The organism is Amnibacterium soli, from assembly GCF_039544415.1.
GTDB classification, from domain to species: domain Bacteria; phylum Actinomycetota; class Actinomycetes; order Actinomycetales; family Microbacteriaceae; genus Amnibacterium; species Amnibacterium soli.
Genome location: NZ_BAABLP010000002.1, coordinates 719,500 through 745,014 on the forward strand (window position 1 = coordinate 719,500; position 25,515 = coordinate 745,014).

Consider the following 25,515-nt stretch of genomic DNA (forward strand, 5'->3'; position numbering starts at 1 on the left):
GTCGCCGACGAGGAGCGCACGCCCGTGACGGACATCGAGACGGTCGCCCTGCCCGGGGGCGCGGTGCTGCTGCAGGACGCCCGCGGGCTCGGCCGCCGCACGGTCGACCTCGAGCCCTTCGAGATCGCTGCGACCCCGGTGACGGAGGCGCAGCTGGCGGACCTCATCGGCCTCCCGGCGACCTCCTCCACCCGCCCTGCGGCGGCGGTCAGCTGGCTGCGGGCGATCCGCGCCTGCAACGCGGCGTCGGAGTGGGAGGGGCTCGACCCGGCCTACCGGGTGGACGGCGAGGAGGTCGCCTGGGACGTGGACGCCGACGGGTACCGCCTGCCGACGGAGGCGGAGTGGGAGTACGCCTGCCGGGCCGGCAGCACCGGGCCGCGCTACGGCGCGCTCGCGGACGTCGCGTGGAGCCGCGGCGACGGCGTCCTCGGACCGCAGCCGGTCGGCCGCAAGCGCCCGAACGCGTTCGGGCTGGCCGACGTCCTCGGCAACGTGTGGGAGTGGTGCTGGGACCCGTTCGACCCCGCGCTCGACGACCGCGCCCGCGTGCTGCGCGGGGGCGGGTTCGCGGACGAGCCGGCGAACGTGCGCTCCTCCGCCCGGCGCGGCCTGCCGATGCGGCTGCAGCTCGACGACGTCGGGTTCCGGTTCGCGCGCGGCGCCCTCGACGAGGCGGAGGCGGTGCAGGGCTGGTCGGCCGCCGCGGACCGCGAGCGGGCGGCGACCGGCTGACCGGCACGCCCGTCTACGCTCGCAGCATGGCGGATCCCAAGGCGAAGGTGCGCACCCGGCACTTCCTCGAGGCCAAGCGGAACGGGGTCCGCATCACGGGCCTCACCAGCTACGACACGAACACGGCGGCGATCTTCGACGCGGCGGGCATCGACTTCCTGCTCGTCGGCGACTCGGCGGGCAACACGGTGCTCGGCTACGACACGACCGTGCCCGTGACGACGGAGGAGCTGATCCCGCTCGCCCGCGCGGTCGCCTCCTCCGTGCGCCGCGCCTTCGTGGTCGCCGACCTGCCCTTCGGCTCGTACGAGATCGGCGCGGAGCAGGCGCTCGGCACGGCGATCCGCTTCATGAAGGAGACCGGCGCGCACGCGGTGAAGCTCGAGGGCGGACGGCGCAGCGCGACCCAGATCGCGCGCGTCGTCGAGGCGGGCATCCCGGTCATGGCCCACATCGGCTTCACGCCGCAGAGCGAGCACCGGCTCGGCGGCCACCGGGTGCAGGGCCGAGGGGCCGGCGCCGACGAGCTGCTCGCCGACGCCCTCGCCGTCGAGGACGCCGGCGCCTTCGCCGTCGTGCTGGAGATGGTGCCGTCGGAGGCCGCCCGCCGGGTGACCGAGCGGCTCACGATCCCGACGATCGGCGTCGGCGCCGGTCCGCACGTCGACGGCCAGCTCATGGTCTGGACCGACTTCGCGGGCCTCAGCGGCGGCCGGGTGCCGCGGTTCGTCAAGCGCTACGCCGACCTGCGCGGCGTCCTCACCGACGCGGTCACCGCGTTCCGGGAGGACGTGGAGGCGGGCGCCTACCCGGCCCCGGAGCACGAGTACCCCGAGGCGTGACGCCGACGCGGGCTCAGCGGTCCGCGTCCTCCTCGGCGATGCGCCGGCTGTTCTCCGCGATGCGCGCGGGCGCGCCCTCGGCCTCCTCGCGGGTCGAGTAGGGGCCCGCGCGGTCGGACCACGGCGACTGCGCGCCCTGCTCGACCTGACCGGTCTTCGTGTTGAACCACCACTGCTCGTCGTCGGCCACGACCCCTCCTCCGCTCGCGGGCGGTCGGGCCGCCCCAGGTCTGGATGCTAGCCCGGGCGCTACTGTGACCGTCGTGGCGCAGGCGATCGGCATCGACATCGGCGGGACCGGGATCAAGGGCGGCCTGGTCGACCTCGACACGGGCGAGCTCATCAGCGACCGGGTGAAGCGCCCGACGCCGGAGGGCGGCGAGCCCGACGACGTGGTCGGCGTGGTCAAGTCGATCCTCGCGGAGCTGTCCCAGGCGGACGACACGGCGCCGATCGGGGTCTGCTTCCCGGCCGTCGTCCGCAACGGCAGGACGATGTCCGCCGCGAACGTGTCGAAGAAGTGGATCGGCCTCGCCGCCGAGCAGCTCTTCGAGCAGGCCCTCGGGCACGACATCACCTTCGTGAACGACGCCGACGCGGCCGGCTACGCCGAGAGCGAGTACGGCGCCGCGAAGGACGTCGACGGCCTCGTCATCATGACCACCCTCGGCACCGGCATCGGCAGCGCGATCATCTACCGCAACCTGCTCGTGCCGAACGCGGAGCTCGGCCACATCGACATCGGCCCGCACCGCGACTTCGAGAAGTACGCGTCGAACGCGGTCCGGGAGAAGAAGGAGCTCAGCTGGAAGCGCTGGGCCGGCCGCCTCCAGACCTACTACGGCACGCTCGAAAAGCTCTTCTCCCCCGACCTCTTCATCGTCGGCGGCGGCGTGAGCAAGCACGCCGACGAGTTCCTGCCCTTCCTGCAGCTCGACAGCCCCGTCGTCGCGGCCGCGCTGCGCAACAACGCGGGCATCCTCGGCGCCGCGTCCCTCGCCGCGCACGGCTCGGGCGAGCGCCCGACGACCGGCGCCGAGCACCTCGTCCGCGCCACGAACGAGACCGCTCCCGACGCCTCCGCCTGAACCCCGGTACGCTCGGGGGCAGGAACGGGCCGGCAGACGGTCGCGTCGTCGCTCCGCGAGGAGCGGCGCCGAGGAACGTCCGGGCTCCGCAGAGCAGGGCGGTGGGTAACGCCCACCCGGGGTGACCCGAGAGCAAGTGCAACAGAGAGCAGACCGCCTCCGCCGACCGCGAGGTCGACGGCGGTAAGGGTGAAACGGTGGTGTAAGAGACCACCAGGGGCCCGTGTGAGCGGGCTCGCTGGGTAAACCTCGCCCGGAGCAAGGTCGAACAGGGACCGATTCGGCTGCTCGCCGATGGTCCCGGGTGGACCGCTGGAGGGGCGCGGCGACGCGTCCCCGAGATAGATGGCCGTCACCGGCGCTTCGGCGCCGGGACAGAACCCGGCGTATCGCCGGCCCGTTTCCTATGGCTGCGCCGCTTCGCGGCGCAGCGTGGCGCTTCGCGACGCTCCGCGCCGCGCTACGCGCCGCCGGTTTCCCTGGTGCACGGGCACCGACACGGCCTTGGCCGCGGGACGGGGGCGAGGCCGACTGGAACCACGGCCGGCGAGCAGCACTCCGCCTCTCCGGAGCCACCAGCCGCGACACGTCGCCGCTGAGCCGCAGAGGCGGCGCGGCCGTCAGTTCAGCGTGGCGATGACCAGGTTGACGGTGGTCGCGATCACGATCGCGCCCAGGAGGTAGGAGATCAGGGACTGGCGCAGGACCATGCCGCGGATGGCGGAGTCGCTGATCGTCGTGTCGGACACCTGGTAGGTCATGCCGAGCGTGAAGCCGACGTAGGCGAAGTCCGCGTAGCGGGGCGGCTCCTGCTGGTTGAAGTCGATGCCGCCCTCCTGCCCCGAGTAGTACGCGGCCGCGTAGCCGAGCGTGTACACGGTGTGGATCGTCACCCACGACGCCGCGACGCTCAGCACGCCGAGCAGCGCCGCGACGCGGTCCTGGCTGTGGTTGCTGGCGATCAGCAGCAGGGCCACGCCGACGAGGCTCGCGACGCTCGCGAGCAGCAGGATGAGGTGGGACGCGCCGAGGGTCGGGTCCTCGCGGGTCGCCCGGCGCTTCGTCGTCGCGGCGTCCATGCGCCCGATCGCGAGCCACGTCCACGTCAGGTAGGCCGTCGAGGCGACGAGCCACCCCACGACCGGGCCGAATGCGAAGCCGAACGGGATGGCGACCGCCACACCGGCGACCACGCCGAGGACGGCCGTGACGACCAGACGCCGCCCGGCGAGGCCGTGCACCGCCCCGGAGGCGCTCATCCGGCTCGTCAGGCCGACTTCGGGTCGACCCGCACGAGGATGCAGTTGCTCTCGGGATCGAGCACGATCGCGTCCGCGGGCGCCGACCGCACCGCCGCGAGGTCGGCACCGGTGAGCGCCATGTTGCTGCCCTCCGACACCGCGCCGACGAGGCGGGCGGCACCGACGCCGTAGCGGGTCCGCTGCAGGTCGTAGAGGGCCACGAGGTCCTCGGGCAGCTCCGCGACGAGGGCGGCACGCCGTCCGGCCGCGTCCTGCTGCTGCTCGTCGAGGCCCCCGAGCGCGTCCTCGCGGTCCGTCCGGAGCACCGCGAGCCGCTCCTCCACCCCGGTCATGGCCGAGGCGACCTCCGCGGCGGCCGCCTCGACGGTCTCGACCTGCTCCATCAGCACGAGCTGATCGTCCTCGAGGGCTGCGCGGCGCCGGCCGAGGGAGGCCATCTCCTGCTCGAGGCCGGCGGCGTCCTTCGGCGAGCTGGTGGTCGCGAGCCTGCTCCGGTCGCGCTCGAGCCGCTGCTCGACGGTGCGCACGTCCGCCTCGACGCGACCGATGCGGGTGCGCAGGTCCTCGAGCTCGCCGCGTCGGTCGGCGGCGGTGCGGCGGAGCACCGAGCGCTCGCCCTCGACGGCGGTGATGTCGGACGCCTGCTGCAGGCGGCGGCGGTGCTGGGCGATGCGGGTGAGCTCGTCGTCGATGCGCTGCAGGTCGAGCAGGCGCGCCTGGACGGCGGGGGGCGCGGTGATGCCCGGAACGGTCATCCCTCAACCGTATCGGCGCGACCGGCGGCCGGTCGGACGACGGTCGTCCGGCGCCCCCCGAGCGCGCCGGCACCGGCGCCGACCAGCAGCGCCACGAGCAGGCCGACGGCCGGCCCGCCGCGCAGCGCCGAGGACGCGGGCAGCACGGCGCCGAGCACCGGGCTGGCGACCCCGGGGACCAGCCCGTCGCTGAGCAGCCACCCCAGCACGACCGCGAGCACCAGGCCGACGGCGGCGGACAGCGGCCGCACCACGCCGGAGGTGACGGCGAGCAGCCCCGCCCACGCCGCGACCGGCACGCCGAGCAGCGCGGCCGCGGCGACGGCGACCGCCACCGGGTCGGCGCCCGCGGCGAGCACCCCGAGCGCCGCGGCGAGCGCGAGCAGGCCCGCGGCGACCGCGCCGAGCCGCACCGGGCGGCCGGCACCGAGCAGGCGTGCGGCTGCCGCTCCGGAGGAGCGCAGCAGCAGCGCGGGCAGCGTCACGGCGGAGAGCAGCAGGATCACGAGCATCGGCGCCGCGAGCAGGCTGGCGGATGCGTCGGAGAGCGCGCCGGCGAACTCGTCGACCGCGTCGCCGCCGCCCGCGAGCCGGGAGGCGATCAGCGTGCCGGCGACGAGCACGACCGCGCCGAGCACGGCGGCGACGACCGCGCCGACCGCCGTCGAGGTGGGGTTCGCGTGGTCGGTGCGCCAGCGGGCGACGTCCGCGCCGCACAGCACGAGCAGCAGCCCCACGGCGACGAAGCCGCCGACGGCCGCGGCGACGCCACCCGCCGCGGTGGGGGTCACGGCCGTGCCGCCGGTCGGTGCCAGCACCAGCGCGACGAGCAGCGTGCCCACGGCGCCGACGACGGCCGCGAGCAGCGTCAGTACGGCGGTCGCCCGGGTGGGCAGCGCCGCGCAGAGGATCGCGAGCAGCGCGACGACGGTCGAGCCGAGCAGCGCCGCGCTCGAGCCGGTGAGCCCGAGCGCCCCTGTTCGGTCCGCCCACGCTCCGGCGACCGAGCCCGCGAGGAGCACCACCGCGGCGGCGGCGCCGACGCGGGCGACGAGCAGCCCGATCGCGGCGATGCGGCCGATCGGCCGGCCGAGCACCGACGCCTCCTGCATCGCGCCGTCGTCGGTCGCGCCCGCGGACCACACGGCCGTGCGCAGCACCGCCGGCACGGCGAGCAGCGCGCCCAGGAGCACGGCCGCGACGGCGGCCGACCCGGCGCCGGCGGCGGCGAGGCCGAAGGCGAGCACCAGCGTGAGCGGCGAGGCGAAGGCGCCGAACCAGCGGCCGACGATCGCCGCGGCGCCCGACCCGGTCGGGGACGGCGGCACGGTGGGCAGCTGGAGGATCGCGGTGCGGACCCGCTCGATGAGGACCGGAGCGGTGCGCGGTCGCGGCTCGATCTGCGGCAGGTCCACGGCGCCGGTCGTCGCGGCGCTCACCTCCCGGTACTCGACCGGCGTCTCGTCGATGCCCTCGTCGTCCGCCTCCGCGGGACGGGACGGCGCCTCGATCGTCGAGAAGGGCGCGGGTTCGACGCGCTGGGCCTGCTGCTCCTGCGTCAGCGGCTCGCTGAGCCACCGGGCGAAGTTCGGGTCGGCGGCCGACGCGGGGTCGACGGCCGGGACGGGCTCCTCCGTCGGCGCCTCCCGCTCGGGGGCGAGGTCGACGGGCTCGGAGGGGAACATGCGACCCGCGGGGTCGGCCGAGGGCGCGTCGCGCACCGGACCGGTGTCCTCGGGCACGTCCGCCCGACGGCGACCGGATCGGGGCCGGCGCAGCGGCGGCTCCTCGACGGATCGTTCGACCGGCGCGGTCGGTGGCACCGCGTGGGCGCCGTGGAGCGCGGGCAGCGGCTCGACCGGCGGCGCGGGCTCGACCGGCGGCTGCTCGTCGACGGGCTGCGGCGCGCGCAGCCCACGGCCGAGCGACTGCACGGGGATCGCGACGGTCGCCATGTCCGGGTCGCCCCCGGTCGGCACGAGCTCGTCGTCCGGCTGCCACGCGTCGCGCGGGCGACCGATGGCGCGCAGGGACTGCTCCCAGTCCTCGTAGAGCGGGTCGGGCAGGCCGGTCGGCCCGGTGTGCCGGGCGAGGCCGGGCACGGGTCCCGTCTGCGGCTCGGGCGCGAGCGGCGCGGCGGCGGCCGCGGCGTGGCGGGCGACGTGCTGCTCCTCGGGCTGCGGCGGCTGCACCGCGACCGGTCCGGTGGCGTCGCTGATCATCGACTCCAGCAGGCTCGCGGTCGGCTCGGGCAGCGAGATCGGTCCGGTCGGCAGCACGCGGTCGAGCGGTTCGACGCGCTCGGGCGGCGCGACGGCGGACGGCGGCGGCCGGAAGCCGGTGCGGCGCTTGACCGGCAGGTCCTCGGCCGTGAGGAGGGGCGTGGGCTGCAGCACGGGCCCGGTCGCGCTGCGGCGGCCCGCGGGGCGATCGGCGCGCCGGAACGACTCGGACGCCTCGCCGGTGGGCACCGGCGCGGTCGCGGGGCGGCGCATCTCGCGCTCCACCTCGGCCGCGCGACGCGCGAAGGCGCCCGCATCGGGCGCTGCGGCCGGGGCTTCAGGAGCCCGGACGGCGGGAGCCGGCTCGTCGGTGGCGCGGGGCACGGCGAGGGGCTGGATCGGTGCGGGTGCGGCGGCGGACGCGGCGGGCGGGACCGGCGCCTCGCCGGTCGCCCGCGGCAGCACGGGCACCGCGCCGGTGGCATAGCGCTCGAGCTCCGCGGCGAGCACCTCGGCGAGCTCGTCGTCGTCGTGGACGTCGTCCCCGGTCGCCGCGGAGCCGGTGATCGACCGGTCGTCCGCCATGCCTCCGATGCTACCGACGGGCTCGGCACCCGATCCCCGCCGAGCGGGGTGTCGCCCCGATCCCCGGGCCCGGGAACGGCCGCGACGCCTCCCCCGTCGAGGGCGTTCCCCCAGACCAGACCGTTCTTCACACTCGGCGGGCCGGGAGACCCGCTCCCCGTCCGCACAGACCCGAAGGCGCCATCCGTGAAGAAATCCCTCGGCGGCATCGCCGCAGCCGCAGCCTCGAGCATCGCCCTCGTCGTCGGGGCAGCGGCTCCCGCCGAGGCCTCGGTGCCCCGCTCCTACCGCAACGCCCTCGCGCAGGCCAGGTCCTACGTCCGGGTCCTCGACTTCAGCAAGAAGGGCCTGTACGACCAGCTCCACAGCCGGTACGGCGGCAGGTTCTCGGCGAAGGCCGCTCAGTACGGGGCGAACCACGTCGAGGCGGACTGGAACCGGGAGGCCCTCGGCTCCGCGAAGTCGTACGTCCGGACGCTCGACATCAGCGAGGCGGCGCTGTTCACGCAGCTGACGAGCCGGTACGGGTCCCAGTACACGAAGCGGCAGGCGGCCTACGCCCTGAAGCACGTGAAGGCGGACTACCGGAAGGAGGCCCTCGGCGCCGCCAGGTCCTACGAGAAGCTCTTCCACATGTCGGACGACGAGCTGTACGACCAGCTGACGAGCGAGTACGGCGCCCGGTTCACGCCGTCCCAGGCGCACTGAGCCATCGACCGCCTCTGATCGGGCGCGGCCGTCCGCGGCCGGGGAGGCCGCACCGTGGGCCCTGCCGGGATCGAACCGACGACATCCACGGTGTAAACGTGGCGCTCTACCAGCTGAGCTAAAGGCCCTCGAAGCGGGATCAGCGTATCCGGCGCGCACCCGCCGCGATCCCTGCCGGGAACCGTTCCGGGGGCCGGAGCGGAGGGGTGCGCGACTAGGATCGGCGCGCTCGTTCCTCGACCAGGAAGTGGGAAACGCGCGTGACGGTCAACGACCAGAATCCCTACGTCTCAGGCACCCTCGACCGCGACCCGGCCGAGACCGCGGAGTGGGTGGAGTCCCTCGACACCCTCGTGAGCCGGCTCGGCCACGAGCGCGCGAGGGAGATCATGCTCAGCCTGCTGAGCCGCTCCCAGGAGCTGCACCTCGGGATCCCGATGGTGCCCACCACGGACTACGTGAACACGATCGCCCCGGAGGACGAGCCCGCGTTCCCCGGCGACGAGGACGTCGAGCGCCGGTACCGCGCGTGGATCCGCTGGAACGCGGCCATCACGGTGCACCGGGCGCAGCGGCCCGGCATCGCGGTGGGCGGCCACATCTCCACGTACGCCTCGTCGGCGGCGCTGTACGAGGTGGGCTACAACCACTTCTTCCGCGGCCCCGACTTCCCGGGCGGCGGCGACCAGGTCTTCTTCCAGGGGCACGCCTCCCCCGGCATGTACGCCCGCGCCTTCCTCGAGGGCCGGCTGACGGAGCAGGACCTCGACGGGTTCCGCCAGGAGAAGTCGCGCGCACCGCACGGCATCCCCTCCTACCCGCACCCGCGCCTGATGCCGGAGTTCTGGCAGTTCCCGACCGTGTCGATGGGCATCGGCCCGATCAACGCGATCTACCAGGCGCAGGTCGCCAAGTACCTGACGAACCGCGGCCTGAAGGACGCGTCCGAGAGCCACGTCTGGGCCTTCCTCGGCGACGGCGAGATGGACGAGGTCGAGAGCCGCGGCCAGCTGCAGGTCGCGGCGAACGAGGGCCTCGACAACCTGACGTTCGTCATCAACTGCAACCTGCAGCGCCTCGACGGCCCGGTCCGCGGCAACGGCAAGATCATCCAGGAGCTGGAGAGCTACTTCCGCGGCGCCGGCTGGAACGTCATCAAGGTCGTCTGGGGCCGCGAGTGGGACGATCTGCTCGCCCGCGACACCGAGGGCGCGCTGCTGCGCCTCATGAACAGCACGCCCGACGGCGACTTCCAGACGTTCAAGGCGGAGAGCGGCGCGTACGTCCGCGAGAACTTCTTCGGCCGCGACCCGCGCGCCGCGAAGCTCGTCGAGGACTACACCGACGAGCAGATCTGGAACCTCAAGCGCGGCGGCCACGACTACCGCAAGGTGTTCGCCGCCTATCAGGCCGCGCTCGAGCACAAGGGCCAGCCGACCGTCATCCTCGCGAAGACGATCAAGGGCTACGGCCTCGGCCCCAACTTCGCCGGGCGCAACGCGACGCACCAGATGAAGAAGCTGACGCTCGACAACCTGAAGCAGTTCCGCGACGAGCTGCGCATCCCGATCACCGACGGGCAGCTCGAGGAGAACCCGTACCTGCCGCCGTACTACCACCCGGGGCAGGACGACGAGGCGGTGCAGTACCTGCAGGAGCGCCGCCGCGCGCTCGGCGGCTACGTGCCGCAGCGCCGCACGAACCACGCGCCGGTGAACCTGCCGGACGCGAAGGCGTACCAGGTCGTGAAGAAGGGCTCCGGCACGCAGCCCGTCGCCACGACGATGGCGTTCGTCCGGCTGCTGAAGGACCTCGTCCGCGCGAAGGACTTCGGCGCCCGCGTGGTGCCGATCATCCCCGACGAGGCGCGCACGTTCGGCATCGACGCCTTCTTCCCGACGGCGAAGATCTACAACCCGCGCGGCCAGCACTACACGTCGGTCGACCGCGAGCTGCTCCTGGCCTACAAGGAGAGCCCGCAGGGCCAGATCGTCCACGTCGGCATCAACGAGGCGGGTGCGCTCGCGGCCTTCACCGCGATCGGCTCCTCCTACGCCACGCACGGCGAGCCGCTGATCCCGGTCTACGTCTTCTACTCGATGTTCGGGTTCCAGCGCACGGGCGACGCCCTGTGGGCGGCGGGCGACCAGATGACGCGCGGCTTCCTGATCGGCGCGACCGCGGGCCGCACGACGCTGACGGGCGAGGGCCTGCAGCACGCGGACGGCCACTCGCTGACGCTCGCCGAGACCAACCCGGCGGTCGTCGCCTACGACCCGGCGTACGGGTACGAGATCGGCCACATCGTCGCCGACGGCCTGGACCGCATGTACGGCGGCACCCACCCCGAGCCGAACGTCATGTACTACCTGACGGTCTACAACGAGCCCATGCCGCAGCCGGCGGAGCCCGAGGACCTCGACGTCGAGGGCGTGAAGCGGGGCATCTACCTGCTGAAGCGCTCGGAGGCGCAGGGCCCGCGGGTCCAGCTGCTCGCCTCCGGGGTCGGGGTGCCGTGGATCCTCGAGGCACAGGAGCTGCTCGAGAAGGACTGGGGCGTCGCCGCGGACGTGTGGAGCGTCACCTCGTGGGGCGAGCTGCGCCGCGACGGCCTGAAGGCCGAGCACGACGCGTTCCTCGACCCGAACGCCGACAAGCGCACGCCGTTCGTCACCGAGAAGCTGCAGGGCACCGAGGGGCCCGTGCTCGCGGTCGGCGACTGGGCGCACTCGGTGCCGGACTCGATCCGCCAGTTCGTGCCGCGCACCTACATCACGCTCGGTGCGGACGACTTCGGCTTCTCCGACACCCGTGCCGCCGCGCGCCGCTTCTTCCACATCGACGGACCGTCGGTTGTGGTGCGGGCGCTGGAGGCGCTGGCCGAGGAGGGCAAGGTCGACCCGTACGCGGCGGCCCAGGCGATCGACCGGTACGAGCTGCACGACGTGACCGCGGGCACCTCCGGGTCCGCCGGCGGCGAGAGCTAGACCAAGGCAGGCGGTGGCGGCTCGTTCGAAGGCGGAGACCCTCTCGTGGCTCCGTCAGATCGCGGGCGAGCTCGCCACCGCCACCCTGAAGCGGCTCGAGGACACGCTCCCCTGGTACCGAGAGATGCCGCCGGGGCGGCGGAGCTCGGTCGGGCTGGTGGCGCAGGCCGGCATCCGGTCGTTCATCAGCTGGTACGAGGACCCGTCCTCCACGCCGTGGATCGCCGCCGACGTGTTCGGCACAGCGCCGCGTGAGCTGCTGCGGTCGGTCAGCCTGACCCAGACGCTGCAGCTGATCCGCGCGACCGTCGAGGTGGTCGAGGAGCGCATCTCGAGCAACACGGATCAGACGCTGCGCGAGCCGATCCTGCTGTACTCCCGGGAGGTCGCGTTCGCCGCCGCCGACGTCTACGCCCGGGCGGCGGAGGCACGGGGCCTGTGGGACGCGCGGCTCGAGGCCCTGGTGGTCGACTCGATCCTGTCCGGCGAGGCCGACGACGCCCTGCCGAGCCGCATCGCCGCGCTCGGCTGGCACGGCCACGGCGAGGTGTCCGTGCTCGTCGGCACCACCCCGAGGCTGCTGGACGTCGACCAGCTGCGCCGCACCGCCCGGCACCTGGGGTCGGACGTGCTGATCGGGGTGCAGGGCGCCCGGCTCGTGCTCGTCATCGGCCGGTCCGACGAGGCCGCCGGCCCCGCGTTCCGGTCGGAGGAGCAGCCCGCTCCGGCTGAGGAGACCGCGCCGGAGGGCGGGTCGGAGACGACGCCGCCCTCGTTCCTCGACATCGCCGAGAGCCTCGAGTCCGGCTTCGGCGTCGGACCGGTCGTGCTCGGCCCGACGGTGCCCGACCTGGTGGCGGCGTCCCGCAGCGCCCGCGCGGCCCTCGCCGGGTTCGCCGCGGCCCGGGCGGTGCGTTCCGCGCCGCGGCCCGTCGCGGCCGACGACCTGCTGCCCGAACGGGCGCTCGCGGGCGACCCGCTCGCCCGGGCGACGCTGGTGTCGCGCATCCACACGCCGCTGAAGGACCACCACAGCCCCGAGCTGCTCGGCACCCTGTGGGCCTACCTCCACAACGGCCGCTCGCTGGAGGGCACGGCGCGCGAGCTGTACGTGCACCCGAACACGGTGCGCTACCGCCTGAAGCGCATCACCGAGCTGCTCGGCTGGGACCCGACGTCGCCCCGGGACGCGTTCGTCCTGCACGCCGCGCTGATCGTCGGTGCGATCAGCGAACCCGTGCAGGTGCGGCGCCGCAAGTAGAGCGATCCGCGGCGAGGGGTGTTGGAGGAGACCTCCAACGATCTGCGCCGATCGTGGGCGACGTCCTCAGCCCGGCGCACCGCCCGTCGGGCAGACTTGGGGATCGTGATCGTCGTCGTCGCGCCCGGTCAGGGCTCCCAGTCCCCCGGCTTCCTCGAACCATGGCTCGAGCTCGACGGCGTCCGGGAGCGGCTGGAGGCGCTGGGCCGGGCGGCCGGACTGGACCTCGTCGCGCTCGGCACCACGGCCGATGCGGAGACGATCCGCCGGACCGAGATCGCCCAGCCGCTGATCGTGGCCGCGGGCATCGTGACGGCCGCCGCGCTCGAGCGCCCGGTGGAGGCCATCGCGGGCCACTCCGTGGGCGAGGTCACCGCCGCCGTCGTCGGCGGCGTGCTCTCCGACGTCGACGGCATGCGCCTCGTCGCCACCCGGGGCCGGGCGATGGCCGAAGCTGCCGCCGCCGTCCCGACCGGCATGAGCGCCGTCGTGGGCGGGGACGAGCAGGTCGTGGTGGACCGGCTCGCCGAGCTGGGACTCACTCCCGCGAACCGCAACGGCGGCGGTCAGATCGTCGCGGCCGGCGAGCTGCCGGCCCTCGACGCGCTGCGGACCGAGCCGCCGAAGGGCGCGCGGGTCATCCCGCTGCAGGTCGCCGGCGCCTTCCACACCGAGTACATGGCGCCGGCGGTCGAGACGCTGCGCGCGTTCGCCGGCTCCCTCTCCCCCGCCGACCCCGCCGTGCGCCTCTGGACGAACCGCGACGGCAGCGAGGTGACCGCGGGAAGCGCGTTCCTCGACCTGCTCGTGGGCCAGGTGGCCTCGCCGGTACGGTGGGACCGCTGCATGGAGTCGTTCGCGGGCGCCGGGATCACCGGGCTCGTGGAGCTGGCTCCGGCCGGCACGCTGACCGGGCTCGCGAAGCGCGGGCTCAAGGGCGTGCCGACCGTCGCGGTGAAGACGCCGTCGGACCTCGCCGCGGCGCGAGACCTGCTCGATCGGATCGCATGAGCGCCCTGAACCAGTCGACCGGCTCCGCCGGCTCGCGCATCCTCGCCTACGGTGCCGCGCGCGGCGGGGCGGTCGTCACGAACGACGACATCGCCGGCCCCATCAACTCCTCCGACGAGTGGATCCGCCAGCGCACCGGCGTCATCGAGCGCCGGCGGGCGACGCCCGGCGTCGAGGCCGTCGACCTGGCCGAGGAGGCCGCGAAGGACGCGATCGCCGCGGCCGGCATCCGGCCCGACCAGATCGGCGCGGTCCTCGTGTCGACGATCTCGAACACGGTGCAGACGCCGTCGCTGGCCGCGCTGCTCGCCGACCGCGTCGGTGCGACGCCCGCGCCCGCCTACGACATCTCCGCCGCGTGCGCCGGGTTCACCTACGGCATCGCCCAGGCCGACTCGTTCATCCGCTCCGGCCTCGCCCAGTACGTGCTCGTGGTGGGCGCCGAGAAGCTGTCGCAGTTCGCGAAGCCGACCGACCGCACCATCTCCTTCCTGCTCGGCGACGGCGCGGGCGCCGCGGTGCTCGGCCCGGCCGACGAGCCCGGCGTCTCCCCCACCGTGTGGGGCTCCGACGGCTCCAAGTGGGACGTCGTGGGCATGGACAACCCGTTGTCCGCCTACCGCGACGGCAACGGCGAGATCGACTGGCCGACGCTGCGCCAGGAGGGCCCGACGGTCTTCCGCTGGGCCGTGTGGGAGATGGCGAAGGTCGCGCAGCAGGCGATCGACGCGGCCGGTATCTCGGCCGACGACCTCGCCGCCTTCATCCCGCACCAGGCGAACATCCGGATCATCGACGAGCTCGCGAAGCAGCTGAAGCTGCCCGAGCACGTCGCGATCGCGCGGGACATCGTGCGCACCGGCAACACGTCCGCCGCGTCCATCCCGCTCGCGGCGCACGCGCTGCTCGCCGAGCACCCCGAGCTGTCCGGCGGCCTCGCGCTGCAGATCGGCTTCGGCGCCGGCCTCGTCTTCGGCGCCCAGGTGGTCCGCCTCCCCTGAGGCCCCGCCCGAGCACCGTCGATGGGGCGCGCGACGCGCGCCCCAATACACTGACCACCGACCGGTTCCGCGGGAGCCGCGGACCGACAAGACCAAGGAGAACGCCGACATGGCTCAGTCCACCGAAGAAGTCCTCGCCGGCCTCGCCGAGCTCGTCAGCGACGAGACGGGCATCGCCACCGACACCGTCGAGATGGACAAGTCCTTCACCGACGACCTCGACATCGACTCCATCTCGATGATGACCATCGTGGTCAACGCCGAGGAGAAGTTCGACGTGAAGATCCCGGACGAAGAGGTCAAGAACCTCAAGACGGTCGGCGACGCCGTCAACTTCATCACCGCCGCTCAGGCCTGACCAGACCCAGGTCCTGAGCCGAACCCGTCACCGGAAGGCACTCCCCGCTCCATGGCAGCTCCAGACGTCGTCGTCACCGGTATCGGTGCGTTCTCGCCCCTCGGCGGGAACGCGCAGGACACCTGGACGGCGCTGCTCGCCGGCGAGTCCGGCGCGCGCACGCTGCCGTACCCGTGGGTGGAGGAGCTGCAGCTCCCGGTGACGTTCGCGGCCACCACGAAGGTCGACCCCTCCGAGGTGCTCGACCGCATCGAGGCGAAGCGGCTCGACCGCGGCGCGCAGCACGCGCTGCTCGCCGCGCGCGACGCGTGGGCCGACGCCGGTGCGCCCGAGGTCGACCCGACGCGGCTCGGCGTCGACTGGGCGACCGGCATCGGCGGCGTCTGGACCCTGCTCTCGGCGTGGGACACGCTGAAGGAGAAGGGTCCGCGCCGGGTGCCGCCGATGACGGTGCCGATGCTCATGCCGAACGCCGCAGCAGCGGCGATCGAGATGGAGTTCAAGGCGCGCGCCGGCGCCCGCACGGTCGTGTCGGCGTGCGCCTCGAGCAACGAGGCGATCGGCAACGCGCTCGACCACCTGCGGCTCGGCTACGCGGACGTCATCATCACGGGCGGCACCGAGGCGTCGGTGCACGGCCTGCCGATCGCCGCGTTCGCGCAGATGCAGGCGCTGTCGAAGCGCAACGACGCCCCCGAGCTCGCCTCCCGCCCGTACGACAGCGGTCGTGACGGGTTCGTGCTCGGCGAGGGCGCTGCGGCGCTGATCCTCGAGCGCGAGGACCACGCGCGCGCCCGCGGCGCGAAGATCTACGCCCGCGTGCTGGGCGGCGCCGTCACGAGCGACGCCTTCCACATCAGCGCGCCGGACCCCAACCCCGACGGCTCGGTGCCGCGCACGATGCGGCTCGCGCTCGAGGACGCCGGGATCTCGGCGACCGACGTGGCGCACATCAACGCGCACGCCACCAGCACGCCGGTGGGCGACATCGCCGAGTACAAGTCGATGCGCGCCGTGTTCGGCGACCGGCTCGACGAGGTCGTCGTCAGCGCCACGAAGGCCGCCACCGGTCACCTGCTCGGTGCTGCAGGCGCCATCGAGGCCGTGTTCACGGTCAAGGCGCTGCTCGAGCGCACGGCTCCCCCGACGATCAACCTGACCGACCCGGACCCCGACATCGTGCTCGACGTCGCGACCGCCCCGCGGCCGCTGCCTGCCGGGGACGTCGTCGCGCTGAGCAACTCGTTCGGCTTCGGCGGCCACAACGCGGTGACGGTCTTCGCCACCGCCTGACCTCGCGGCAGCGCGACGGAGGAGCACGGCGATGGACTTCCGGTCGATCCACGAGCACGGGTTCGCCCGCGTCGCGGCCTGCACCACGCGCGTCACCATCGGCGACCCGCTCGCCAACGCCGAGGACGTGCTGCGGCTCGCCCGCTCCGTCTCCGACGAGGGCGTCGACGTCGCGGTCTTCCCCGAGCTGTGCCTCAGCGGCTACTCGATCGAGGACCTGCTGCTGCAGGACGCCCTGCTCGACGGGGTCGAGCAGGCGCTCGCCCGGATCGTCGACGGGAGCCGGACGCTGCAGCCGGTGCTCGTCGTCGGCGCGCCGCTGCGGCGCGACGGCCGCGTCTTCAACTGCGCCGCCGTCGTGCACCGCGGCCGGCTGCTCGGCGTCGCCGCGAAGTCCTACCTCCCGAACTACCGCGAGTTCTACGAGCGCCGCCAGCTGACCGCGGCGGACGACCGCCGGGGCGGCTCGATGCACGTGCTCGGCGGCGAGGTGCCGTTCGGGCCCGACCTGCTGTTCGAAGCGGTCGACCTGCCCGGGCTCGTGCTGCACGCGGAGATCTGCGAGGACCTCTGGGTGCCGATCCCCCCGAGCGCGGAGGCGGCCCTCGCCGGCGCGACGGTGCTCGCGAACCTGTCGGGCAGCCCGATCACCGTGGGCCGCGCGGAGGACCGCGAGCTGCTCGCGCGGTCCGCGTCGTCCCGGTGCCTCGCCGCCTACGTCTACGCCGCTGCGGGCCTCGGCGAATCGACCACGGACCTGTCGTGGGACGGCCAGACGCTCGTCTACGAGAACGGTGTCCTGCTCGCCGAGACGGACCGCTTCCCCGACGACCAGCGCGCGGCGATCGCGGACGTCGACCTCGACCTGCTGCGCCAGGAGCGCATGCGGATGGGGACGTTCGACGACAACCGGCGCACGCACGCCGAGCGCGTGGGCGGGTTCCGCCGCATCCGCTTCGCCCTCGAGCCCGCGCGGACCGACATCGGGTTCCGACGCCGCGTCGAGCGGTTCCCCTTCGTGCCCTCCGACGCGGCCCGACTCGCGCAGGACTGCTACGAGGCCTACAACATCCAGGTCGCCGGCCTGGTGCAGCGGCTGGAGGCGATCGGACGGCCCAAGGTCGTCATCGGCGTCTCGGGCGGACTCGACTCCACGCAGGCCCTGCTCGTCGCCGCGCAGGCGATGGACCGCACCGGCCGACCGCGCACCGACGTCCTCGCGTTCGCCCTGCCGGGCTTCGCGACAGGCGACGAGACGAGCGGCAACGCCCGGTCGCTGATGCGCTCGCTCGGGGTCACCGCGGCCGAGATCGACATCCGGCCGACCGCGACCACGATGCTGCGCGAGATGGGGCACCCGTTCGGCTCGGGCGAGCCGGTCTACGACGTGACGTTCGAGAACGTGCAGGCGGGCCTCCGCACCGACTACCTGTTCCGCATCGCGAACCAGCGCGGCGGGATCGTGCTCGGCACCGGCGACCTGTCCGAGCTGGCGCTCGGCTGGTCGACCTACGGCGTCGGCGACCAGATGAGCCACTACAACGTCAACGGCGGCATCCCCAAGACGTTCATCCAGCACCTGATCCGCTGGGTGATCAGCACCGATCAGTTCGACGCGGAGGTCGAGGCGACGCTCGGCCGCATCCTCGACACCGAGATCAGCCCCGAGCTGGTGCCGGGCGAGCAGCTGCAGTCCACGGAGTCGAAGGTCGGCCCGTACGCGCTGCAGGACTTCGCGCTCTTCCACGTGCTGCGCTACGGGTTCCGCCCGGGTCGCATCGCGTTCCTCGCCTGGCACGCCTGGCGGGACGCGGAGGCGGGCACGTGGCCGCCGAACTTCCCGGACGCGAAGCGCGCCGAGTACGACCTGCCGGAGATCCGGAGGTGGCTCGAGGTGTTCGTACGCCGCTTCTTCGCGTTCGCGCAGTTCAAGCGCTCGGCGATGCCGAACGGCCCGAAGGTGCTCGCCGGCGGCTCCCTGTCGCCGCGCGGCGACTGGCGCGCGCCGTCCGACGGCACCGCGGCGGCCTGGCTGGCCGACCTGTCCCGCTGGGACGCGGAAGGCGCCTTCGACTGACGGGCTCGCCCGCTGCACGCCATCAGGAGCGTCGTCTCGGGGGGCGGACTCGAGAACGCCCAGGACGGGCGCCGGCTACGGACCGCCGTGCGGCGACGTCCGTCCGCGCGGCGGGCTGATCCGCACGTCGGGTGGGAACCGCGCCGACCTCAGGAATCCGCTCCGCGATCAGGACGACGCAGCCCGTTCGTTCCTGAGGTCCATCCCGTGTCCTGACCACGGCGCAGCGCCTCGGTGCGGCTGCGGTCCGCCCCGTGCCACGCGTTCGCAGGCGGGCCGATCACCTCCGCCGGCTCGTCGGGCAGTGGCAGCCGGAGGACCGAGAACCCGCCGCAGGTACCAGGAGCTCGGCGTGTCCTGCGCCGGCGCCGCGGTTCTCCGCCGACGTGCCGACGGACTGCGCCGACCTCGAGACCCCGACCGACGCGCCGTACCGGGGCCCGTTCAGGGCCCCGAAGGCGCACAGACCTCGGATCCGCCCGCGGATCCGAGGTCCATCGACAAAGGGAAGAGCCCCCGACCGGTACCCATCCGGACGGGGGCTCTTCTGCCGCGCGATGCTGAGGTTCGAGGGCCGCTACCCATACAGCCCGAACACTAGAAATCGCACCTGCGGACGTCATGAAGGTACTGAATCCGGACCCGTTCACGAGGGATGACACGCCGATGAATTACATCTTTGTCATGCGCGTGTTCGCGCCGGGCGTGTCGGGCCGGTTCAGACCGCGGAGCGGTGGAGCCAGGTGACCGAGGCGGTGCCGATCGCGTGCCGGAACGGCTCGAGCTCGTCGTCCCACGCCTGCCCCAGGGCGAGCCGCAACTCGCGGTGCAGCTCGATCGCGCTGGTGCCCGCGGCGTCCATCGCGGCGCGGATGCGGTCCTCAGGGACCACGATGTTGCCGGCCGCGTCGGTCTGCGCGTGGAAGATCCCGAGGTCGGGCGTGTGCAGCCAGCGGCTGCCGTCGACGCCGTCCCGAGGGTCCTCGGTGACCTCGAAGCGCAGGTGCTCCCACCCGCGCAGCTTCGAGGCGATGGCAGCACCGGTGCCCGGTGCTCCCTCCCAGTAGAAATCGGCGCGCTGCGCACCGCGCAGCACAGGCTGGTCCGTCCACTCGAAGTTCACGGGTCGACCGATCGCATGACCGGCCGCCCATTCGACATGGGGGCAGAGTGCTCGCGGTGACGAGTGCACGTACAGCACGCCACGGGCGACTGAGGTGACCATGGATTCGTCCTCCGTTCGAACAGATGCGTCTTCCCCAACGATCTGTGGTGAACGGGAACCCCGATGCCACCTCTATGAAATTAGCGCGGGCCTATTCGGCTCCCGGGAAGTATGCCGGACGACACGCCGGGAACTCAACCGAATCGTTCTCCGCTCGGCGTGCCGCGGGGCGCCCCCAGTTCTCGGGACGCCCCGCGGAGGTCACGGAAGGAGCGCCAGCTTGCCGCCCGGGTGCCCGTCGGACAGGAAGGCGAGCGCCGCTCCGGCCTCCTCGAGCGGGTAGGTGCGGGCCATCGGGACGACGAGCTCCCCTCGAGCGGCGAGGGCGATCAGGCCGGCGCGGACGCTGTCGCGGAAGGCCGCGCTCTCGGGGTCGCGGCCGACGACCGCACGGAACCCCTCCTGCTGCGCGCGGGCCGGCGCCGCGATGGTGACGATCCGCTCCGTGGGCGCGACGGCGAGCGACACGTCGACGGCCTCGTCGGTGCCGACGCAGTCGAGCGCCGCGTCGACGCCGCCGGGCGCGAGGGCTCGGACCCGCTCCTCCAGCCCGTCGCCGTAGGCGACCGGCTCGCCGCCGAACCGGCGCACCTCGTCGAAACGGCGCTCGCTCGCGGTGCCGATCGCGCGCATCCCGCGGGCGCGGGCGAGCTGCAGCACCATCACGCCGACGGCACCGGAGGCGCCGTGCACCAGCAGCGTGTCGCCCTCCCGCGCCTCGACGACCCGCAGCATGTCCTCCGCGGTGGTGCCGGCGAGCAGCAGGTTCGCCGCCTCGGGGAAGTCCAGCGCCGCGGGCTTCGCGAAGACGTCCTTCGCCGGCACCGTGATCGCGGAGGCGTAGCCGCCCTGCACGCGGAAGGCGAGTACCTCGTCGCCGACCGCTCCCCCGCCGGAGGCGATCTCCGTGTCCGCGCCGAGGGCGGCGATCACGCCGGCGACCTCGTAGCCGGGGCGCACCGGCAGGCCGTCCGGGTCCTTCGAGTAGGCGCCCTCGACCATCTTGTAGTCCGCGGGGTTCAGCCCGGCCGCGCGGACCTCGACGGTCACCTGACCCGGTCCGGCCTGCGTCACCTCCTCCTCCACGACCTCGAGCACCTCTGGTCCGCCGTAGCGCGGCGCGATCATCCGTCGCGCGGTTCCGTTCGTCATGGAGGCGAGGAAACGCCGTGCCGCTGAGGGCGGCACTCAGCCGGCGTCCGAATAGCGGTCGACGACCGAGACGTCGAGGGGGAAGTCGATCGGGAAGTCCGCGAACAGCAGCCGTCCGGCGGCGCCGGCGGCGGCCTCGACGGCCTCCGCCACCCGGTCCGCGAGCTCGGCGGGCGCGTGCACGATGACCTCGTCGTGGAGGAAGTAGACCAGGTGCGGCCGCGCGGCGAACGGCCCCTCCCCCAGCTCCCACAGCCGGTGGCGCAGGTCCGCCAGCCAGCAGAGCGCCCACTCGGCCGCCGTGCCCTGCACGACGAAGTTGCGGGTGAAGCGGCCCCGGTCCCTGGCCATCGACCGCGCCTGCCGCAGCACCCGCTCGTCCGCGTCGAGCACGGCCGCGTCGCGGTCGACGGCGCGGTGCCGGGCGGAGACCGGCGGCGTCGACCGACCGAGCAGCGTCGAGACCGCGCCGCCCCGCTCCCCCTGGCGCGCGGCCTGCTCGACGAGGGCGAGCGCCCGCGGGAAGCGCTGCGCCAGCCGCGGCACGAGTCGTCCGCTCTCGCCGCTCGTGGCGCCGTAGAGCGCCGCCAGCATCCCGACCTTCGCGCTCGCCCGGGTCGCGACCGCGCCGCTCGCGACGATGCCCGCGTAGAGGTCCCGGCCGCGCCCCGCCTCCGCCATCGCCCGGTCGTGCGCGAGCCCGGCGAGCACGCGCGGCTCGAGCTGCGCGGCGTCGGCCACGACGAGGGTCCAGCCCGGGTCCGCGACCACGGCGCCGCGGATCTGCTTCGGCAGCTGCTGCGCGCCGCCGCCCCGCGCCGCCCACCGGCCGGTGACGACGCCGCCGACGATGTAGTCGGGCCGGAAGCGGCCGTCGGCGACCCAGGTGTCGAGCCACGTCCAGCCGTTCGCCTGATGCAGCCGCGCGAGCTTCTTGTACTCGAGCAGCGGCTCGACGGCGGGGTGGTCGACGCGGCGCAGCTCGGCCGCCCGGGTGCTGTCCACCTCGATGCCCGCGAGCCGGAGGGCGCGCGCGAGCTCGCCGGGCGAGTCGGGGTTGAGCGTCGGCGCGGCGAGCGCGGAGCGGACGGCGTCGGCGAGCCGCTCGAGCGTCGCCGGGCGGCGGTCCGCCGGGACACGGGGACCGAGCAGGTCGGCGAGGATCCGCTCGTGGACGTCGCGGCGCCACGGCAGCCCGCCGTACCGCATCTCGACGGCCGCGAGGGCACCGGCCGACTCGGCGGTGATCAGCAGGCGCAGCGCACCCGGGCGGGTTGACCCGGCGACCTCCGCCGTCTGCCGGGCGAACTCGGCGACGGGGTCGAGGTCGCCGCCCAGGTCGATCGGCAGCGCGCCCTCGTCGGCGGTGGAGGCGTCGTCCCAGCCGTCGGCGGGCAGCGCGCCGATGCCGCCCGGCGCGCCCGCGGCGCGGCGGAGGAGCGCCCGTCCGAGCCGCAGGTCCCAGGCGCGCGCCACGCGCACCCCGGCCGCGAGCAGGGCCGGATAGACCTCGGCGGTGTCCCAGACCCAGCGCGCGCCGGACGCCTCCAGTCGGCCCGCCTCGGCCGCGAGCGCCGTGAAGGGCACGGCGCGCTCGACGCCGTCGGCGGTGAGGCGGTAGCCGTCGCCGGACCGGTGCACGACGACCGCCTGGTCCCGCGTCGCCGCAGCCGCTGGATCGCTCACACGCGGACGGTAGGCCGCACCTCCGACACGGCAGGTCGGGTGCAGGCCGCGCTCGGCCCGCACCCCGCGCGTCACTCGTGCAGGAGCGCGCCGTCCTTGTTCAGGACCTGCTTCTCGCCCGCCTCGATGCGGAACGGGAAGCGGTTCTGCTTCGGCGGCATCGGGCAGTTGAAGTTGTAGCTGAACGCGCACGGCGGCAGGACCGCGGTGTTGAAGTCCAGCGTGATCGACCCGTCGGCGTTCGGGGCGATGAAGAGGAACCGCCCGACGCCGTAGGTGTCGTCGCCGCTCGTCGCGTCCGCGAAGACGAGCTGCAGGCGCCGACCGTCCTTGAAGGCCGCGATCCGGTACTCCTCGCCCCGGATCGTCACCGCGATGTCGCCGGGCACGGGCAGCTCGCGCGTGGCGCCGTCGTCCTTGACGTGGGAGAACCCGACGGTCGTGCCCTCGGGGTTCGGGGTGAACGTGCCCCTGACGACCCACTCGGGGTCGTAGGCGAAGGTGCTGATCGACCCGAACTCCTGGATCGCCTCCGACTGCGCGTCCCAGACCCGCAGCGCGTACTGGCCGTCCTCGCCGCGGATCACCGTGCCCGTCGTGTGGTCGTCGAACACGATGCCGGACGGGGCCGGGTCGTCCTTGCCGCGGACCACGACGGTGCCGTCGACGGGCTCGCCGTCGACCACGACGCCGTCGGCCGCCGTCGCGGTCACCGTGAGGCCCGACTCGCCCTCGGCGCGCGGCGCCCAGGTGCCGGGGACGCCCCAGATCGTCTGCTCCTCGCCGATCCACTGCGTGTTCACGAGCGCGAGGAAGCCGTTCGCGGTCCGCACGGACTGCTCGCGGGCGGCGTGGAACCGGTCGAGCCGCTCTGCTGCGGAGGGGGCGGGTGCGGTGGCGGTGTCGGTCACGAAGGGGTCCTTCCGGGGTCGGTCGTCGGAGCAACGTAGCGGGCGCCCCGGACCTTCCCGGGACGCCGGAGCAGGTCAGCGGTCGAGGGGCAGCACCGGCACGTCGGGCGGCGTGAAGCCCAGCACCTGGCCGTAGAAGGAGAGCGCGGCCTCGCGCGACGACACCTGCGCGTCCCGCCCGCGGAACCCGTGCCCCTCCCCCGGGTACTCGATCAGCGCGTGCGGGATGCGCCGCGCCGCGAGCGCGTCGCGGAACAGGCGCGACTGCGACGGCGGCACCACCCGGTCCTCGAGACCCTGCAGGAGCAGGACCGGCACCGACAGCCCGTTGACGTGGTTGATCGGCGCGCGCTCGCGGTAGAGCTCGGCCGCCTCCGGGTACGGGCCGACGAGCCCGTCGAGGTAGCGCGCCTCGAAGTCGTGGGTGTCGGTGGCGAGGGCGACGAGGTCGGCGACGCCGTACCGGGAGACGCCGGCGGCGAAGACGTCGGTCCTCGTGAGCGCGTTCAGCACCGTCCAGCCGCCCGCGGAGCCGCCCTCGATGGCCAGACGGGCGCCGTCGGCGATCCCCCGCTCGGCGAGGCCCCGGGCGACGGTCACGACGTCCTGCACGTCGACGACGCCCCACTGCCCCTTCAGCCGCTCGCGGTACGCGCGGCCGTAGCCGGTGGACCCGCCGTACTCCACGTCGACCACGCCGATCCCCCGGCTCGTGTAGAACGCGATCGCCGGGCTGACGCGCAGCCCGGCCTGGGCGGTGGGGCCGCCGTGCACGAGCACGACGAACGGCGGCAGCTCCCCCTCCGGCGCGGCGAACCCCGTGTTGCGCGGGCGGTGCACGATCGCGTGCACCCCGTCGACCTCGATCAGCTCGGCCTGCGGCAGCAGCTCGGGCGGCAGGGCGTCCGCGCCGCTGCGCACCAGCGTGAAGGCGCCGGAGGCGACGTCGAGCGACCAGAGGGAGGCGGGGTCGGCGGCGGACCCGTCGACGAGCAGCGCCCGCCCGGCGCGCAGGTCCTCCCACGACGTGCCGGACCGGTCGGACCGGAGGGTGGTGGTGCTGCCGTCCGCGGGGTCGAGCAGCAGCTGCTCGTCGCTGCCGAGCGTGGAGGCGAGCAGGATGCGGCCGTCGGGCAGCGGTCGGTACCACCGCGGGCCGAGCACCCAGAGCGGCCCGCCCGTCTCCCGCTCCGCGGGCAGCAGCGGGGTCGGGGCGCCGCCGTCGAGGTCGATGCGGACGAGGTTCCACCAGCCGCTGCGGTCGGAGATCGCCGCGAGCCCGCCGTCGGGCAGCCACTCGGGCTGCAGCACCGACTCGCCCGGACCGCCGAGCACCGTCCGCCAGGCGGGCACGCGACCCTCGACCAGCTCGCCGACGCGCAGCTCCGTCGCGTCCCACGGCATGTCGGGGTGCTCCCACGCGATCCAGGCGAGCCGGGTCCCGTCCGGGCTGATGCTCGGCTGGGCGAGGAAGCGGGAGCCGCCGACGACGCGGACGATCGCGTCGGCGTCGTCCGCCGCGGAGCCGTCGAGCGGCACGAGCACGAGGTCGCGCTCGACGTCGCCGGGGTCGTCGCCCGTGTGCGCCTCCCGGATCGCCAGCACCGCCCCGGCAGCCGGCACGAGGCCGCCGAACGCCACGCCGGGCGCCTCCGGGGTCAGCGGGACCGGCGCCGCGCCGACGCCGTCGAGGCGGCGGAGGCGCCCGTCCACGGCGTGCGCGAACACGACCGCGCCGTCGACCGACGTCCAGGCCCCGCCGCCGTACTCGTGCACCGACGTGCGCACGTTCCAGGGCGCGGGCAGCACCACCTCGGCGGCGCCGCCGTCGACGCTGCGCAGCAGCGCCGTGCGGCGCTCCGCGGCGATCGGCTCGGCCCACCACACCTCGTCGCCGACGAAGCGGGCGGAGTCGGGCGCGTGGCTGCCGACGGCGACGGAGTCGGCCGAGAGCGGCGAGCGCCACTGTCCGTAGGGCGCGGTGGTGACCATGCCGACACGCTAGGGCGTGCGGATCTTGCTCCTCGCAGCGGCGACGCGTACGGTGCTCGCATCGAACGCGTGTTCGAGTCGAGGAGGTGCGCATGTCGGGGATCACGGCCGGGCTGGAGCAGGACGCGGACGTCGTGACCGGCAGCCGCGGCAGGCCCAGGATGCTGCACTGGCGCGCCCGCACCTACCGGGTGACCGACGCGCCGACGCCGCTCGAGGACGCGCTCGCCCCGGTGCTGACGCACCCGCTGCCCGTGCGCGGCTGGCGCTTCCAGGGCACGTGCGTGCACGACGGCGAGACGCTCGTGTTCGACGTGGTCGCCTTCGGCGGCGGCTGGCACGTGCTCAAGACCTACGCGTAGGG

General features: G+C 74.2%; 21 protein-coding genes, 1 tRNA gene and 1 other RNA gene. 13 read left to right on the top strand and 10 right to left on the bottom strand.

What is annotated here, in order from left to right; translation table 11 throughout:
• The first annotated feature begins 24 nt into the window (after nt 1–24).
• Nucleotides 25–735: a formylglycine-generating enzyme family protein gene (locus tag ABEA53_RS07360; protein WP_345480400.1), complete on the top strand. Its 711-nt coding sequence runs from the start codon at nt 25–27 to the stop codon at nt 733–735.
• A gap of 26 nt (nt 736–761) precedes the next feature.
• Nucleotides 762–1,577, top strand: coding sequence for a 3-methyl-2-oxobutanoate hydroxymethyltransferase (panB, locus tag ABEA53_RS07365; RefSeq protein WP_345480402.1), 816 nt, complete (start codon nt 762–764; stop codon nt 1,575–1,577).
• A 13-nt stretch (nt 1,578–1,590) separates the two neighbouring features.
• Here panB and ABEA53_RS07370 read toward each other — a convergent pair whose 3' ends face one another.
• Nucleotides 1,591–1,767: an SPOR domain-containing protein gene (locus ABEA53_RS07370; protein ID WP_345480403.1), complete on the bottom strand. Its 177-nt coding sequence runs from the start codon at nt 1,765–1,767 to the stop codon at nt 1,591–1,593.
• A gap of 73 nt (nt 1,768–1,840) precedes the next feature.
• Between ABEA53_RS07370 and ppgK the strand changes: the two genes are divergently transcribed.
• Nucleotides 1,841–2,665, top strand: coding sequence for a polyphosphate--glucose phosphotransferase (gene ppgK / locus ABEA53_RS07375; protein WP_345480404.1), 825 nt, complete (start codon nt 1,841–1,843; stop codon nt 2,663–2,665).
• Between the two features lie 24 nt (nt 2,666–2,689).
• Nucleotides 2,690–3,070, top strand: an RNA gene (rnpB, locus tag ABEA53_RS07380) — RNase P RNA component class A.
• Nucleotides 3,071–3,285: 215 nt separating this feature from the next.
• Here rnpB and ABEA53_RS07385 read toward each other — a convergent pair.
• From ABEA53_RS07385 to ABEA53_RS07395, 3 genes are read right to left on the bottom strand one after another with little or no spacing between them, the layout of a single operon-like run.
• Entirely contained in the window at nt 3,286–3,924 is a 639-nt protein-coding gene (locus ABEA53_RS07385) for a DUF1345 domain-containing protein (RefSeq protein WP_345480405.1), read from the bottom strand.
• 8 nt (nt 3,925–3,932) lie between these two features.
• Nucleotides 3,933–4,682 carry a zinc ribbon domain-containing protein gene (locus ABEA53_RS07390; RefSeq protein WP_345480407.1) on the bottom strand — a complete coding sequence of 250 codons (750 nt, stop codon included), beginning with the start codon at nt 4,680–4,682 and terminating at the stop codon, nt 3,933–3,935.
• Nucleotides 4,679–7,489, bottom strand: a complete 2,811-nt coding sequence (locus tag ABEA53_RS07395; RefSeq protein WP_345480408.1) for a hypothetical protein — start codon at nt 7,487–7,489, stop codon at nt 4,679–4,681. The genes ABEA53_RS07390 and ABEA53_RS07395 overlap by 4 nt, the downstream gene beginning before the upstream one ends.
• Before the next feature lie 186 nt (nt 7,490–7,675).
• Here ABEA53_RS07395 and ABEA53_RS07400 point away from each other — a divergent pair, with 186 nt between their 5' ends.
• Nucleotides 7,676–8,197 (top strand): Ltp family lipoprotein, encoded by a 522-nt coding sequence (locus ABEA53_RS07400; protein WP_345480409.1) that lies wholly within the window; start codon nt 7,676–7,678, stop codon nt 8,195–8,197.
• A 55-nt stretch (nt 8,198–8,252) separates the two neighbouring features.
• Here ABEA53_RS07400 and ABEA53_RS07405 read toward each other — a convergent pair.
• Nucleotides 8,253–8,325 (bottom strand) — tRNA-Val (locus tag ABEA53_RS07405).
• 132 nt (nt 8,326–8,457) lie between these two features.
• Between ABEA53_RS07405 and aceE the strand changes: the two genes are divergently transcribed.
• The 7 genes from aceE (at nt 8,458) to ABEA53_RS07440 (ending at nt 18,185) form a co-directional block, all read left to right on the top strand.
• The gene (gene aceE / locus ABEA53_RS07410; RefSeq protein ID WP_345480410.1) at nt 8,458–11,184 is read left to right on the top strand and encodes a pyruvate dehydrogenase (acetyl-transferring), homodimeric type; all 2,727 of its coding nucleotides are present in this window, start codon (nt 8,458–8,460) and stop codon (nt 11,182–11,184) included.
• A 13-nt stretch (nt 11,185–11,197) separates the two neighbouring features.
• The gene (locus ABEA53_RS07415; RefSeq protein ID WP_345480411.1) at nt 11,198–12,445 is read left to right on the top strand and encodes a PucR family transcriptional regulator; all 1,248 of its coding nucleotides are present in this window, start codon (nt 11,198–11,200) and stop codon (nt 12,443–12,445) included.
• Between the two features lie 105 nt (nt 12,446–12,550).
• Nucleotides 12,551–13,456, top strand: a complete 906-nt coding sequence (locus tag ABEA53_RS07420) for an ACP S-malonyltransferase (RefSeq protein ID WP_345480412.1) — start codon at nt 12,551–12,553, stop codon at nt 13,454–13,456.
• Nucleotides 13,453–14,457 (top strand): beta-ketoacyl-ACP synthase III, encoded by a 1,005-nt coding sequence (locus ABEA53_RS07425; protein ID WP_345480413.1) that lies wholly within the window; start codon nt 13,453–13,455, stop codon nt 14,455–14,457. The genes ABEA53_RS07420 and ABEA53_RS07425 overlap by 4 nt, the downstream gene beginning before the upstream one ends.
• Nucleotides 14,458–14,566: 109 nt before the next feature.
• Nucleotides 14,567–14,815, top strand: a complete 249-nt coding sequence (locus ABEA53_RS07430) for an acyl carrier protein (RefSeq protein ID WP_345480415.1) — start codon at nt 14,567–14,569, stop codon at nt 14,813–14,815.
• A gap of 51 nt (nt 14,816–14,866) precedes the next feature.
• The gene (locus ABEA53_RS07435; RefSeq protein WP_345480416.1) at nt 14,867–16,108 is read left to right on the top strand and encodes a beta-ketoacyl-[acyl-carrier-protein] synthase family protein; all 1,242 of its coding nucleotides are present in this window, start codon (nt 14,867–14,869) and stop codon (nt 16,106–16,108) included.
• A 31-nt stretch (nt 16,109–16,139) separates the two neighbouring features.
• Entirely contained in the window at nt 16,140–18,185 is a 2,046-nt protein-coding gene (locus tag ABEA53_RS07440; RefSeq protein ID WP_345480417.1) for an NAD(+) synthase, read from the top strand.
• A gap of 718 nt (nt 18,186–18,903) precedes the next feature.
• Here the strand turns inward: ABEA53_RS07440 and ABEA53_RS07445 are convergent.
• The 5 genes from ABEA53_RS07445 to ABEA53_RS07465 all read right to left on the bottom strand — a co-directional run bounded on the left by ABEA53_RS07445 (nt 18,904) and on the right by ABEA53_RS07465 (nt 25,151).
• Nucleotides 18,904–19,410 (bottom strand): DUF3145 domain-containing protein, encoded by a 507-nt coding sequence (locus ABEA53_RS07445; RefSeq protein ID WP_345480418.1) that lies wholly within the window; start codon nt 19,408–19,410, stop codon nt 18,904–18,906.
• Between the two features lie 201 nt (nt 19,411–19,611).
• Nucleotides 19,612–20,562 carry an NADP-dependent oxidoreductase gene (locus ABEA53_RS07450; protein ID WP_345480419.1) on the bottom strand — a complete coding sequence of 317 codons (951 nt, stop codon included), beginning with the start codon at nt 20,560–20,562 and terminating at the stop codon, nt 19,612–19,614.
• Nucleotides 20,563–20,598: 36 nt separating this feature from the next.
• Nucleotides 20,599–22,248 carry a bifunctional 3'-5' exonuclease/DNA polymerase gene (locus ABEA53_RS07455; RefSeq protein ID WP_345480420.1) on the bottom strand — a complete coding sequence of 550 codons (1,650 nt, stop codon included), beginning with the start codon at nt 22,246–22,248 and terminating at the stop codon, nt 20,599–20,601.
• A 71-nt stretch (nt 22,249–22,319) separates the two neighbouring features.
• Complete coding sequence (locus ABEA53_RS07460; protein WP_345480421.1) at nt 22,320–23,159, bottom strand: DUF1684 domain-containing protein; 840 nt, start codon at nt 23,157–23,159, stop codon at nt 22,320–22,322.
• A gap of 75 nt (nt 23,160–23,234) precedes the next feature.
• Nucleotides 23,235–25,151 (bottom strand): S9 family peptidase, encoded by a 1,917-nt coding sequence (locus ABEA53_RS07465; protein WP_345480423.1) that lies wholly within the window; start codon nt 25,149–25,151, stop codon nt 23,235–23,237.
• A gap of 92 nt (nt 25,152–25,243) precedes the next feature.
• Between ABEA53_RS07465 and ABEA53_RS07470 the strand changes: the two genes are divergently transcribed.
• The gene (locus ABEA53_RS07470; protein WP_345480424.1) at nt 25,244–25,513 is read left to right on the top strand and encodes a hypothetical protein; all 270 of its coding nucleotides are present in this window, start codon (nt 25,244–25,246) and stop codon (nt 25,511–25,513) included.
• The last annotated feature ends 2 nt before the right edge of the window (nt 25,514–25,515 follow it).